This is a genomic window from Flavobacterium sp. GP15, assembly GCF_014281985.1.
In the GTDB taxonomy this organism is placed as follows: Bacteria; Bacteroidota; Bacteroidia; order Flavobacteriales; family Flavobacteriaceae; genus Flavobacterium; species Flavobacterium pygoscelis.
In genome coordinates this window covers 325,740-338,296 of the sequence record NZ_JACFTC010000001.1, presented here as the reverse complement: position 1 = coordinate 338,296, position 12,557 = coordinate 325,740, and the positions used below count along the sequence as shown (strand labels likewise).

Below are 12,557 nucleotides of genomic sequence, written 5' to 3'. Positions count from 1 at the left end.
TAAATCTAAAAAATCGTTAATCTAAGATCTTAAATTAATACAGATCATCTGTTCTTAAATTTAAGAAACGTTGTGTAGCAAAATAGGTACTTAGCCAAGTGATTAGAATTCCAATACCTAAAACAGCTAATAATACCATTCCGATCGAAGCTTTGTCTTCTAAAATTCCAAGGTTTGGAAAACTATTTTCAACATAAAGTAAAACTCCAATCAAAGTTAGCACTGCTAATATTGCTCCAATCATTCCTAGCTTTATACTACGCATAACAAAAGGTTTTCTAATGAATGATTTTGTAGCGCCTACCATTTGCATGGTTTTAATGATAAAACGATTTGAATGAATCGATAATCGCAGTGAACTGTTGATTAATAAAACAGCGATCACAGTCAAGAAACCGCTCACTATCAAAATCCACATACTTACTTTCTTGATGTTGTCGTTTACTAGATTTACTAGTTGTTTGTCATAAACAATATCAGACACCATGATATTCTTACGTAAACTAGTTTCAATTTTTGCAATACTATCTTTGATTACATAATCTGCTTTTAGATGAATATCATAGGAGTTTTGTAATGGATTTTCTCCTAGAAAAGTCATAAAGTCTTCTCCGATAATGTCGGTATGTTGTTTTGCTGCAACTTGTTTGTCAACAAAATTGAATGATTTTACAAAACGTTTTGATTTTAATTCGGTTCCAAAACTTTTTATAATACTATCATTAGCTTCATTTTTGAAGAAAACCGTCATAGCGATATTTTCTCTAAAATCATTAGCTAGTTTTTTAGAATTTATAATAAAAAGACCCAAAATTCCAAGTAGAAATAAAACTAAGAAAACACTTAGTACTACTGAAAAATAGGAAGAGATTAAACGGCGTTTTTGAAAATTATCAAAGGAAGAACTCATAGTTTATTGAAATTATTGGGTAAAAATAATAAAGAATTTCTTTATTTGAAGTTAATAACGACCAAAGTTTCAACTTTCGTACAATAAACGTAAATTTGACACCTTAAAACAATCATTTCCAGAAAAAAATGAAGCAAATGAGTAGATCAGTTGCTATGAATCTTAAATTATGAAATACAATCCGAACGAAATTGAAGCCAAATGGCGCAAATATTGGTTAGAAAACCAAACCTTTAAAGCCGAAAACAATTCAGACAAACCTAAATATTATGTGCTTGATATGTTTCCTTATCCTTCTGGAGCAGGTTTGCACGTAGGACATCCGCTTGGATATATTGCATCGGATGTGTATTCTCGTTATAAAAGACACCAAGGTTTTAATGTGTTGCACCCAATGGGATATGATAGTTTTGGATTACCAGCGGAGCAGTATGCCATTCAAACTGGGCAACGTCCAGAAGATACAACGGCTGTAAATATTGATGGTGGTTTTGATAAAGAAGGAAATAAAATTGCTGGTTATAGAAAGCAACTAGATACTATTGGATTTTCATTTGATTGGAGTCGTGAAGTGCGAACTTCAAATCCTGATTATTACAAGCACACACAATGGATTTTTATACAATTGTTTAACTCTTGGTACAATAATAAGAGCGACAAAGCAGAAGATATTTCGTCTTTGGTTGCTGTTTTTGCATCAGAAGGAAATGCAAATGTGAACGCTGTTTGTGATGATACTATTCAACAATTTTCAGCAAGTGAATGGAACGCTTTCACAAAAGAGCAGCAAGAAAAAATCCTTTTACAATACAGATTAACCTATTTAGCGGAGACGGAAGTAAACTGGTGTCCAGGATTAGGTACTGTTTTAGCCAATGACGAAATTGTAAATGGCGTTTCTGAGCGCGGTGGTTTTACTGTAGTTCGAAAAAAAATGACGCAGTGGAGCATGCGAATTTCTGCTTATGCAGAGCGCTTGTTGCAAGGTTTAAATGATATTGATTGGAGCGAAAGCATCAAAGAAAGTCAAAGAAACTGGATTGGAAAATCTGTTGGAGCGATGGTTTCCTTTAATGTGAAAGGTCATAACGAGATTATTGACGTTTTCACGACACGTCCTGATACTATTTTTGGAGTGACTTTTATGACATTGGCACCAGAACATGATTTGGTTGCCAAAATTACAACTCCAGCACAAAAAGCAGCTGTTGAATCCTATATCGAAAAAACGTCAAAAAGATCTGAAAGAGAGCGTATGGCGGATGTTAAAACAATTTCAGGCGTTTTTACAGGAGCGTATGCTGAGCACCCATTTACTAAAGAAGCAATTCCGGTTTGGATTGGGGATTATGTTTTAGCTGGCTACGGAACTGGAGCAGTGATGGCGGTTCCTTGCGGAGATGAAAGAGATTTTGCTTTTGCGAATTTCTTCAAAGGGCAAGAAGGAATGCAAGAAATCAAGAATATTTTTGATAAAGATATTACTGAGGCCGCTTTTGGTTCTAAGGATGGATTTCAATTAATAGATTCTGATTTTTTAAACGGATTAGGATATAAAGAAGGAACTTATAAAGCGATTGAAGCGCTAGAAAAATTAAAACAAGGAAAAGGAAAGACAAATTACCGTTTGCGTGATGCTGTTTTTTCTCGTCAAAGATATTGGGGAGAACCGTTTCCAGTTTATTATGTAAATGGCTTGCCTCAAATGATTGATGCGAAACATTTGCCTATTATTTTACCAGAAGTAGAAAAGTATTTGCCAACAGAAGATGGTTTGCCACCTTTAGGAAACGCTTTAGTTTGGGCTTGGGATATCGAGAAAAATAAAGTAGTCAATACAGATTTAGTAAATAATACAACCATTTTTCCTCTAGAATTAAACACAATGCCGGGTTGGGCGGGAAGTTCTTTTTATTGGATGCGTTATATGGATGCGCAAAATGAAAACGAATTTGCTAGCCAAGAAGCATTGGCTTATTGGGAAAGTGTAGATTTATATATTGGAGGTAACGAACATGCGACAGGACATTTATTGTATTCTCGTTTTTGGAACAAATTCTTAAAAGATAAAGGTTATGCACCAACCGAAGAACCGTTCAAAAAACTGATTAATCAGGGAATGATTTTGGGAATGAGTGCTTTTGTGTATCGATTGGAAGGAACTAATACCTATGTTTCTAAAAATAAGATAGAAGGTCAAAATGTGCAACCAATCCACGTTGATGTTTCTATTGTAAATGCTTCTGATGAATTGGATATTGAAAGATTCAAAGCATGGAGAGAAGATTACAAGAATGCTGAATTCATTTGCGAAGACAATGGAAGTTTTATCGTTGGTCGAGAAGTAGAAAAAATGTCCAAATCAAAATATAACGTTGTTACGCCGGATGATATTTGTAACGAATACGGAGCCGATACGTTGCGTTTGTACGAAATGTTTCTGGGTCCATTAGAACAAGCTAAACCTTGGAATACTGCTGGAATTTCGGGAGTTTTTGGCTTCTTAAAAAAATTATGTCGTTTGTACTTTGATGATAACGGTATGATTGTTACAGACGATGCACCATCAAAAGACAATTTAAAATCATTACACAAAACCATCAAAAAAGTAGCAGAAGATATCGAGAATTTCTCTTTCAATACGTCAGTATCTCAGTTTATGATTTGTGTAAATGAATTGTCAACTCAAAATTGTCATTCTCGTGCTATTCTAGAACCTTTAGCCATTGTAATTTCGCCTTATGCGCCACATATTGCTGAAGAGTTGTGGTCGTTGTTAGGTCACGAAGGTTCAATTGCAACGGTTGCTTTTCCAGTTTTTGAAGCAGCTCATTTAGTAGAAAGTGAAAAAGAATATCCGGTTTCTTTCAATGGGAAAATGCGTTTCACCATCAAATTACCTTTGGATTTAACCAAGGAGCAAATTGAGGAAATCGTTATGAAAGATGATAGAACCATTAAGCAGTTAGAAGGTAAAACACCAAATAAAGTGATTATCGTTCCAGGTAAAATAATTAATTTGGTAGGATAGAACTACAGTTTTTTAAATTAAAAAAATCCAAATTCCAATTGCTGGGATTTGGATTTTTTTTTTTTTTTTTTTGAATATTGATTTTTGTGCTTCTAATCCCTATTTAAATAATAGAGAAGTGTCGTTGAGCTTGGATTAATAAACAAATGCTCAATTTTATTTATGTGAATAATTCCTTCTGATTTTAATGCTAGAATAGTTCTAGTGATGTTTTATAAGCTTATAAATATGCTTTCAGTAGGACAAAAGTTTAATAGTTAGTAGATTTTGAAAAATAGACTAAGTAATTAATATGAATTATCAATTATTTAACAAATGTCAATTTGTCAATTTTAATAATTGGTTCACAATTTGATGTTTCAGTAGTGTTTATAAAAAATTAAAATACAAAGATATGGGAATGGGATATTTAATTCTTGCTGGAGCAATTATGCTTTTCAGTTGGTTGGTGAGTTCGAGACTAAAAAGCAAATTCGAATTTTATTCTAAACTGCAGTTGCAAAACGGAATGTCGGGAGCAGAAATCGCTGAAAAAATGCTTGCTGACAATGGGATACGTGATGTAAGAGTGATTTCTACTCCGGGAAGATTAACGGATCATTATAATCCTGTTAATAAAACAGTAAATTTAAGTGAGGCCGTTTATAATCAACGAAATGCGGCTGCGGCTGCGGTTGCGGCACATGAATGCGGACATGCGGTACAGCATGCTGTGGGTTATCAATGGCTGACGATGCGTTCTAAATTGGTGCCAATTGTAAATGTAGCCTCAAGTTACATGCAATGGATTTTATTAGCTGGAATTTTGATGCTAAAAACCTTTCCGCAATTGTTGTTAGTAGGAATTGTCATTTTTGCAGCAACTACTTTATTTTCTATTGTTACTTTGCCGGTTGAATACGATGCGAGTAACCGTGCTTTGGCTTGGTTAGAGAATAAAAGAATGCTTACGCAGCAAGAACAAGCTGGAGCTAAAGATTCGCTTAAATGGGCTGCAAGAACTTATGTTGTGGCTGCTTTGGGATCTATTGCAACTTTGTTGTATTATGTTTCAATCTATATGGGAGGAAGTAGAAGAGATTAATTTGATAATTTCAAATTATAGAAAAGTATTAACCGACTCGATTGTTAATTGAGTCGGTTTTTTTTATGATTTATTCATTTGATTTAATCCTTACAGCTGAATCTGTCTGTCAATTTGTTGGTCTAAGGAAATAAAGGTTTCCGTTCTAGAAACACCATCGATTGCTTGAATTTTAGTGTTTAATAAATGCATCAAATGTTCGTTATCTCGGCAGATAATTTTAATCAAAATAGACCAATTTCCGGTCGTGTAATGGCATTCTAAAACTTCTGGAATTTTCTTTAAGTCTCTAACGGCCTCTGGATTACTAGAAGCTTTGTCTAAATAAATACCAACAAAAGCCATTGTGTTATAGCCAAGAACTTTGTTGCTAACAGTAAATTTAGATCCTGATATCACTCCAGACTGCTCTAATTTCTTTAATCGTTGGTGAATTGCCGCGCCAGAAATGCCTATTTTATTAGCAATTTGAAGAATTGGTTTGCGAGCATCATTCATTAAATCACGCAGAATTTCTTTGTCAATACCGTCAATTTCTACTACTAAAGAATTTATTTTCATAAGTTGCTATTGTAAACCAAAAATTAAATTTTAGTTTAAGTTCAAAATCAAATTTAATTAAAAAAGATGAAGTAGAAAGGTTGTAGCTCTTTTTTATATACTCAATCATAAAAAAAAGCCATTCTGATTAGGAATGGCTTTTGTGTATTTAAAATAGAAGTAATTTATTTACTCTTGTTGGCTTCTACGATATATTTTTCTAAAGCCATAGTCATTGAAGGTGTAGCTGGCGTTGGTGCTAGTATATCAACTCGTAAACCATGATCCAGAGCTTCTTTTTGTGTCGTACTACCAAAAACAGCAATACGAGTATCGTTTTGTTCGAATTTAGGGAAATTCATAAACAATGATTTAATTCCTGTTGGACTAAAGAAAGCCAATACGTCATAATATACATCTGCTAAATCTGAAAGATCGCTCATTACTGTTCTATAAAAAACAGCAGGCGTCCAATCTACTTTTAATGCATTTAATGTCGTTTGAGCATCAGCATTCAACTGATCCGAAGCAGGTAGTAAGAATTTTTCGTCTTTGTATTTTTTAATCAATGGCGATAAATCAGCAAAATCCTTTGGTCCTACATAGATTTTTCGTTTTCTGTAAACGACATATTTTTGCAAATAAAAAGCAATCGCTTCTGATTGACAAAAGTATTTCAAACCTTCAGGTACTTTAAAGCGCATTTCGTCTGCAACTCTAAAAAAGTGATCTACAGCATTTTTACTTGTTAAAATAATAGCAGAGTAATTGTTAAGATCGATTTTTTGAAGTCTAATCTCTTTTGCGCTTACTCCTTCTACATGAATAAAAGGTCTGAAATCAATTTTTACTTTATGCTTTTGTTGAAGTTCAAAGTAAGGTGAATTTTCTACCTTAGGTTCAGGTTGTGATACCAAAATTGTTTTCACTTTCATATTTTCACTTTTTCTAAGCATTCCCTTTTATAAACCAATAATACATAAAATAATAGGGTGCTATTTCGAGAGTGCAAAGATATAAAATAAAGTAAAACAACTTACCGAATATTAATTTTTGATAATTTTTTATTGAAATCAAATAGGTTAATGCGTTTGTTATCAGCGCAATCGCAATTATAAAAAGTGGGATATTTCTCGAAAATGAGTCGTAATAAAACAAAATTATATTAAAAGGGAGTATTAATAACCCAATATAGGTCCTGTAAGTAACTTTTTGAAGATTAAATTGTTCGGTAAACTCTTCGATATTAAAGGAAGTTGCTATGATCTTTTCAATCAAATATTTAGATAAAATAAAGAATATTAGAAAAGTAAATATTTGAATATATAAAAGCCAATCTGTTTTTGAGGCATATCCAAAATAACTGAGTGATATTTGTATAAAAAACGTCAAAGAAATCATTTGTACAAAAAACAAGGAAAGTGTAAATCCGCTTTTTAAATTCGTACTGTCTTTGTAAACTTTTATGTATTTGTTTGAGTAAATAAGGTTGGCAAAGTCACCAAAACGATTTTCAAATATAGATTTGGTAATTGCAATTATAGCAAATGATAGAACAAAAAGAACGGTTGCCCAGTCTTTGCTCTCTATTATTCTTGGATGAAGTATAGTTTCGATCATAGGGTCGCAAAATTACTAATTTTTATATCATTCTTTTTATTATAATTTTATTAAGGCTGTAATAGTATAAAAAGTTTACTTTTGCCTTGAAATTAGTCAAAATATGAATGATTGTATTGTTATAATTCCTACCTATAACGAAATTGAAAATATTGAGAGCATTATTCGATCTGTGCTTTCTCAACGAAAAACTTTTGATATTCTAATAATTGATGATAATTCGCCAGATCACACTGCTGACAAGGTTGTTTTACTTCAAAAGGAATTTGGAGGTAGATTATTTATAGAAAAAAGAGAAAAAAAATCCGGTCTAGGAACAGCTTATGTTCACGGATTTAGATGGGCATTAGAACATAAATACGAATATATTTTCGAAATGGATGCTGATTTTTCGCATAATCCAAACGATTTAGAGAAGTTATATACTGCGTGTCACTTGGGTGATGCCGATTTATCTATTGGTTCGCGATATGTTACAGGAGTAAATGTAGTAAACTGGCCTCTAAGTAGAGTCTTGATGTCTTATTTTGCTTCGGTTTATGTAAGATGGATTACTGGCATGAAAATTCATGACGCTACAGCGGGTTTTGTCTGTTATAAAAAAAGAGTTTTAGAAGAAATTAATTTAGATAAAATAAAGTTTGTTGGTTATGCGTTTCAAATCGAAATGAAATACAGAACCTACTGCAAAAAATTTAAGATAACCGAAGTTCCTATTATTTTTACCGATAGAACAAAAGGACAATCAAAAATGAGTAACTCAATAATTATTGAAGCTGTTTTTGGGGTTATCGCACTAAGATTAAAGAAGTTATTTAATACATTATAGAAGAATAAACGATGAACAGGATTTTAATTAAGAATGCCAAAATAGTAAACGAAGGAGTGATTTTTGAAGGCGATCTATTAATTGAGAATGATATAATTGTTGAAATTTCAGAGACCATCAGTGCTAAATCTGCGGATTGCAAAATTATCGATGCCGAAGGGAATTATTTGATGCCAGGTGCTATTGATGATCAAGTGCATTTTAGAGAGCCCGGTTTAACTCATAAAGGCGATATCGAATCAGAGTCAAAAGCGGCAATTGCAGGAGGTATTACTTCCTATATTGAGCAGCCCAACACTATTCCTAATGCAGTTACTCAAGAAATATTAGAACAAAAATATGAGTTAGCTGCGCAAAAGTCCTATGCGAATTATTCTTTTATGATGGGCGCAACAAATGATAATTTGGAGGAAGTTTTAAAAACAAATCCAAAAAATGTTGCGGGAATAAAAATTTTCTTAGGTTCTTCTACTGGAAATATGTTAGTCGATAATGAAGCGACACTCGAAAAAATATTTTCTAATACTTCTATGCTAATTGCTGTGCATTGTGAAGACGAAACAACAATAAAGAATAACTTAGAAAAATACAAAGAAGAGTTTGGAGAGGATATTCCAGTTACAGTGCATCATTTGATTCGCAGTGAGGAAGCCTGTTATATTTCTTCGTCAAAAGCAGTGGCTTTAGCCAAAAAAACAGGAGCTCGTTTGCATGTTTTTCATCTCTCAACTGCAAAAGAAATGGATTTGTTTACCAATAAAATTCCGTTAGAAGATAAAAAAATTACTGCAGAAGTTTGTATTCATCATTTATGGTTTACGAATGACGATTATGCAACAAAAGGGAATTTGATAAAATGGAATCCTGCCGTGAAAACTGCAAATGATAGAAAAGTATTGTGGGAAGCATTGCTTGATGGTCGTATTGATGTAATTGCCACAGATCACGCTCCGCATACTTTAGAGGAGAAAAGTAAATCTTACATGAACGCTCCTTCTGGAGGTCCGCTGGTGCAACATGCTGTTGTAGCAATGTTTGAAGCATTTCATCAAGGAAAAATAAGTGTAGAGAAAATTGTGGAAAAGATGTGTCACAATCCTGCTAAAATATTCAAAATTGAGAAACGTGGTTTTATCAAAGTGGGCTATTATGCAGATTTAGTCATAGTAAATTCTGGTTTGCCTTGGAGCGTAAAAAAAGAAAATATAATAGCAAAATGTGGTTGGTCTCCTTTTGAAGGGTTTACTTTTAAGTCTAGAATTACTCATACTTTCGTAAATGGTCAATTGGTTTATACTGCCTTTAAGGTCAAAGATATACGTGCGGGTAAACGTTTGTTATTTGAAAGATAAAAACTTCTGATAAATGAAAAGAATAATTTTTTTTATAGTCTCATTGACCCTTTTTATAAGTTGTAAAGACGATGCGGTTAAAAAACCAAAACGCCTAATTGAAAAAGAGGTTATGGTAGATATAATGTATGACATATCGCTTTTGGATGCTATAAAATATCAAAATCCAACTTCTATAGATAGTTTAAAAATAAATCCAAGAGATTTTATATTTAAAAAGTATAAAGTAGATAGTCTTCAGTTTGCTACTAGTAATGTTTATTATTCTACTGATTATGAAGGGTACAAAGTCATGTTTGATGAAGTAGCCAAACGAATTAACAAAGAGAAAAAATCTGCAGAAGACATAGTTAAAGCCGAGCAAAAGAAACTTAAAAACACTAAAAATATAAAGTTAGAAAAAACTCAGAGATATAATTCTGATTCGTTGGTTAGAGGAAGAAAAGGACTTATTGATAAAGAAATGGTAAAAGAACCTGCTATGAAAATGCAGGCTGTTGAATAGGTTTGGCTATAGCTTAAGATTTGAGATCTCTTTTATATAGGAATTGATCGCTTTAAATTTGAAGTTTAAGGTTTCTTTTATTTTTTGATTAGAGTACGAGCTTTTAGAGTAGGATGCTTTTGCAGTAGCCTTTGTAAATTGTCTTTTTTGTTTAAAAATAACGGATAGAATCCAATCCATTCTCCATACTATTTCCATAAAAAACGGTGACGCATGTTTAGTGGGCCTCTCTTTTTGCAAACCATCAGAAATGTTGTTTAAGATGTCTCTAAAACAATTGTTTTCGGCAATTAATGTAAATCTTTCATTGCAAATTTCACTATTCATTAATTCAGTTGTGATTTTTACAACATCGCTTACGGCAATAAAACCGCTTGTTCCAAGAGTGTAAAATGATAATCCATCAGCTACTTTCTTAAAAAGTAAACCGCTTCCTTGTTCTTGAAATCCCGGACCAATGATCACGCCTGGATTTACAATTAATATGTTTAAACCTTCTTGTTGTCCTCGCCAAATTTCCATTTCAGCACCATATTTAGAAATGGCATAATCGCTATGTGGTTTTTCGGGATTCCATTCGGTTTCTTCGGTGATTATGGTTTCGTGAGCGGCTAAATCGCCAAGTGCAGCTATTGAGCTTACATAACACAGTTTTTGAATGGAATAGCTGAGGCAAAAGTTGACAATATTAGCAGTTCCTTCGATATTTATTTTGCGAATGTTTTCTTCGTCTTTTGGATCAAATGATATTAGGGCAGCACAATGATAGACTTGAGTAATCCCAATAAAAGCTTTTTCTAAAGAAGGAACATCGATGATGTCGGCTTGAATCCATTGTATGTTGTCAAATAAATTTGACTTTTTGTAAAGTTGAAATAGCGATTTCGTTTTTTCGATACTTTGAGTAGTTCGATATATTGCCCGAATTCTCTCGCTCCCTCTAGTTTGTGATTCAATTAAATGAAGCAATAAATGTGCGCCTACTAATCCCGTTCCTCCTGTTACTAAAATCATGCTACGAAAATACGAATATTTTTTTTTGAATAACCCCATAAACCAATAACCGAATCCACAATAAATTTTATCTTTGTGCATACAAAGCCCAAAAGGCTGAATTGACGAAAGTAAATTGATTAAAAAAGATGAAAAATTTTATTGAAGAAGTGACTTGGAGAGGAATGCTCCACGATGTTATGCCAGGTACAGAAGAACATTTGATGGAACAAATGCGTGTGGCATATGTGGGAATTGACCCAACTGCCGATTCATTGCATATAGGACATTTAGTTGGAGTGATGTTATTAAAACATTTTCAGTTATCTGGACACAAACCATTAGCTTTAGTAGGTGGTGCAACCGGAATGATTGGTGATCCGTCAGGAAAATCCAATGAAAGAAATTTATTAGACGAGCCTACTTTGCGTCACAATCAAGAAGCCATTAGAGCACAATTGAGTCGTTTTCTTGATTTTACTTCAGATGCCCCCAATGCAGCTGAATTAGTAAACAATTACGACTGGATGAAGAATTTTTCTTTCCTAGATTTCATTCGTGATGTAGGTAAACATATTACCGTAAATTATATGATGGCGAAGGATTCTGTGAAGAAGCGTTTGACTTCTGAAGCTGCCGAAGGAATGTCATTTACCGAGTTTACTTATCAATTGGTTCAGGGATATGACTTTTTGCATTTGTATAGAGATAAAAAATGTACGCTACAAATGGGTGGAAGTGATCAGTGGGGAAACATAACTACTGGTACGGAATTAGTGCGTAGAATTGCAAGTGGAAAAGCGTATGCTTTAACTTGTCCTTTGATTACAAAAGCAGACGGAACTAAATTTGGAAAATCTGAAGGAGGAAATATTTGGTTGGATTCAGCGCGAACTTCACCTTACAAGTTTTACCAATATTGGTTGAATACTTCTGATGTAGATGCAGAGAAATACATTAAAATTTTCACTTTTTTATCGAAAGAAGAAATTGAAGATTTAACAGAGAAGCATAGAGAAACACCGCATTTGCGTTTGTTACAAAAACGTTTGGCTGAAGAAATTACAGTAATGGTGCATTCAAAAGAAGATTTAGAAAATGCGATAAAAGCATCTAATATTTTGTTCGGGAATTCAACTTCAGAGGATTTAAAACAGTTGGATGAAGCTACTTTTTTAGATGTTTTTGATGGTGTACCTCAAGCTGAAATTGCAAAACCTGAAATAGAAACTGGAATTAATATAATTGACGTATTAAACGAAAAAACAGGCTTTTTTAAATCAAATGGTGAAGCAAGACGTGCTTTGACTGCTAATTCTATTTCAGTAAATAGAGAGAAAGTAGCAGAAGATTTTATGCTTTCGACTAAAGATTTAATCAATAATCAATTTGTGTTGTTGCAAAGCGGCAAGAAAAATTACTTTGTAGTTAGAGTTGTTTAATTTCATAACTTTACTTTAAATATTTAAAATTATGGAAACACAATTTTTAACTGATGAAAAAGGAAATAGAACGGCTGTTGTTTTGCCTATAAAGCAATACAATAAAATGATTGAAAAATTGAAGGATTTAGAAGACGTTCGCCTTTATGATGAAGCCAAAAAGGAGGATGATGGTTATCGAATTTCATTTGAAGATTATTTGAAAACAAGGGAAGCAAAAAAGTCAAATCTATAACATTGATTTTTCCAAA

The 12,557-nt window shown here is 33.0% G+C and carries 12 protein-coding genes; 7 read left to right on the top strand and 5 right to left on the bottom strand.

Going from position 1 to position 12,557, the window contains the following annotated elements:
• Positions 1 to 34: 34 nt before the first annotated feature.
• Complete coding sequence (locus H2650_RS01535; protein WP_188048997.1) at positions 35 to 910, bottom strand: ABC transporter permease; 876 nt, start codon at positions 908 to 910, stop codon at positions 35 to 37.
• Positions 911 to 1,079: 169 nt separating this feature from the next.
• On the opposite strand from H2650_RS01535, the gene leuS reads away from it, so the two are divergent.
• Positions 1,080 to 3,941 (top strand): leucine--tRNA ligase, encoded by a 2,862-nt coding sequence (gene leuS, locus H2650_RS01530; RefSeq protein ID WP_188048996.1) that lies wholly within the window; start codon positions 1,080 to 1,082, stop codon positions 3,939 to 3,941.
• Between the two features lie 394 nt (positions 3,942 to 4,335).
• Positions 4,336 to 5,025 (top strand): zinc metallopeptidase, encoded by a 690-nt coding sequence (locus tag H2650_RS01525; protein ID WP_188048995.1) that lies wholly within the window; start codon positions 4,336 to 4,338, stop codon positions 5,023 to 5,025.
• 90 nt (positions 5,026 to 5,115) lie between these two features.
• Here the strand turns inward: H2650_RS01525 and H2650_RS01520 are convergent, their stop codons facing one another.
• The 3 genes from H2650_RS01520 to H2650_RS01510 form a co-directional block, all read right to left on the bottom strand.
• Positions 5,116 to 5,586 carry an Lrp/AsnC ligand binding domain-containing protein gene (locus tag H2650_RS01520; protein WP_188048994.1) on the bottom strand — a complete coding sequence of 157 codons (471 nt, stop codon included), beginning with the start codon at positions 5,584 to 5,586 and terminating at the stop codon, positions 5,116 to 5,118.
• A gap of 164 nt (positions 5,587 to 5,750) precedes the next feature.
• Positions 5,751 to 6,500 (bottom strand): uroporphyrinogen-III synthase, encoded by a 750-nt coding sequence (locus H2650_RS01515; protein ID WP_188048993.1) that lies wholly within the window; start codon positions 6,498 to 6,500, stop codon positions 5,751 to 5,753.
• Positions 6,501 to 6,513: 13 nt separating this feature from the next.
• The gene (locus tag H2650_RS01510) at positions 6,514 to 7,185 is read right to left on the bottom strand and encodes a DUF4271 domain-containing protein (protein WP_188048992.1); all 672 of its coding nucleotides are present in this window, start codon (positions 7,183 to 7,185) and stop codon (positions 6,514 to 6,516) included.
• A gap of 103 nt (positions 7,186 to 7,288) precedes the next feature.
• Between H2650_RS01510 and H2650_RS01505 the strand changes: the two genes are divergently transcribed.
• Genes H2650_RS01505 through H2650_RS01495 form a run of 3 tightly spaced genes read left to right on the top strand, consistent with a single transcriptional unit; the run spans position 7,289 to position 9,871 of the window.
• Complete coding sequence (locus H2650_RS01505) at positions 7,289 to 8,014, top strand: polyprenol monophosphomannose synthase (protein ID WP_188048991.1); 726 nt, start codon at positions 7,289 to 7,291, stop codon at positions 8,012 to 8,014.
• 11 nt (positions 8,015 to 8,025) lie between these two features.
• Complete coding sequence (locus H2650_RS01500) at positions 8,026 to 9,366, top strand: dihydroorotase (protein ID WP_188048990.1); 1,341 nt, start codon at positions 8,026 to 8,028, stop codon at positions 9,364 to 9,366.
• Positions 9,367 to 9,379: 13 nt separating this feature from the next.
• Positions 9,380 to 9,871, top strand: coding sequence for a DUF4296 domain-containing protein (locus tag H2650_RS01495; RefSeq protein ID WP_188048989.1), 492 nt, complete (start codon positions 9,380 to 9,382; stop codon positions 9,869 to 9,871).
• A gap of 6 nt (positions 9,872 to 9,877) precedes the next feature.
• On the opposite strand, the gene H2650_RS01490 is transcribed toward H2650_RS01495, so the two are convergent.
• Positions 9,878 to 10,885, bottom strand: a complete 1,008-nt coding sequence (locus tag H2650_RS01490) for an NAD-dependent epimerase/dehydratase family protein (RefSeq protein WP_188048988.1) — start codon at positions 10,883 to 10,885, stop codon at positions 9,878 to 9,880.
• A 128-nt stretch (positions 10,886 to 11,013) separates the two neighbouring features.
• On the opposite strand from H2650_RS01490, the gene tyrS reads away from it, so the two are divergent.
• Positions 11,014 to 12,306, top strand: coding sequence for a tyrosine--tRNA ligase (tyrS, locus tag H2650_RS01485; protein WP_188048987.1), 1,293 nt, complete (start codon positions 11,014 to 11,016; stop codon positions 12,304 to 12,306).
• Between the two features lie 31 nt (positions 12,307 to 12,337).
• Positions 12,338 to 12,541: a hypothetical protein gene (locus H2650_RS01480; RefSeq protein ID WP_188048986.1), complete on the top strand. Its 204-nt coding sequence runs from the start codon at positions 12,338 to 12,340 to the stop codon at positions 12,539 to 12,541.
• Positions 12,542 to 12,557: the final 16 nt, after the last annotated feature.

Excerpts from the sequence above, each read along its gene's own strand:
- H2650_RS01535 (WP_188048997.1), bottom strand. The coding sequence starts at position 910 with ATGAGTTCTTCCTTTGATAATTTTCAAAAACGCCGTTTAATCTCTTCC.
- leuS (WP_188048996.1), top strand. The coding sequence starts at position 1,080 with ATGAAATACAATCCGAACGAAATTGAAGCCAAATGGCGCAAATATTGG.
- H2650_RS01525 (WP_188048995.1), top strand. The coding sequence starts at position 4,336 with ATGGGAATGGGATATTTAATTCTTGCTGGAGCAATTATGCTTTTCAGT.
- H2650_RS01520 (WP_188048994.1), bottom strand. The coding sequence starts at position 5,586 with ATGAAAATAAATTCTTTAGTAGTAGAAATTGACGGTATTGACAAAGAA.
- H2650_RS01515 (WP_188048993.1), bottom strand. The coding sequence starts at position 6,500 with ATGAAAGTGAAAACAATTTTGGTATCACAACCTGAACCTAAGGTAGAA.
- H2650_RS01510 (WP_188048992.1), bottom strand. The coding sequence starts at position 7,185 with ATGATCGAAACTATACTTCATCCAAGAATAATAGAGAGCAAAGACTGG.
- H2650_RS01505 (WP_188048991.1), top strand. The coding sequence starts at position 7,289 with ATGAATGATTGTATTGTTATAATTCCTACCTATAACGAAATTGAAAAT.
- H2650_RS01500 (WP_188048990.1), top strand. The coding sequence starts at position 8,026 with ATGAACAGGATTTTAATTAAGAATGCCAAAATAGTAAACGAAGGAGTG.
- H2650_RS01495 (WP_188048989.1), top strand. The coding sequence starts at position 9,380 with ATGAAAAGAATAATTTTTTTTATAGTCTCATTGACCCTTTTTATAAGT.
- H2650_RS01490 (WP_188048988.1), bottom strand. The coding sequence starts at position 10,885 with ATGATTTTAGTAACAGGAGGAACGGGATTAGTAGGCGCACATTTATTG.
- tyrS (WP_188048987.1), top strand. The coding sequence starts at position 11,014 with ATGAAAAATTTTATTGAAGAAGTGACTTGGAGAGGAATGCTCCACGAT.
- H2650_RS01480 (WP_188048986.1), top strand. The coding sequence starts at position 12,338 with ATGGAAACACAATTTTTAACTGATGAAAAAGGAAATAGAACGGCTGTT.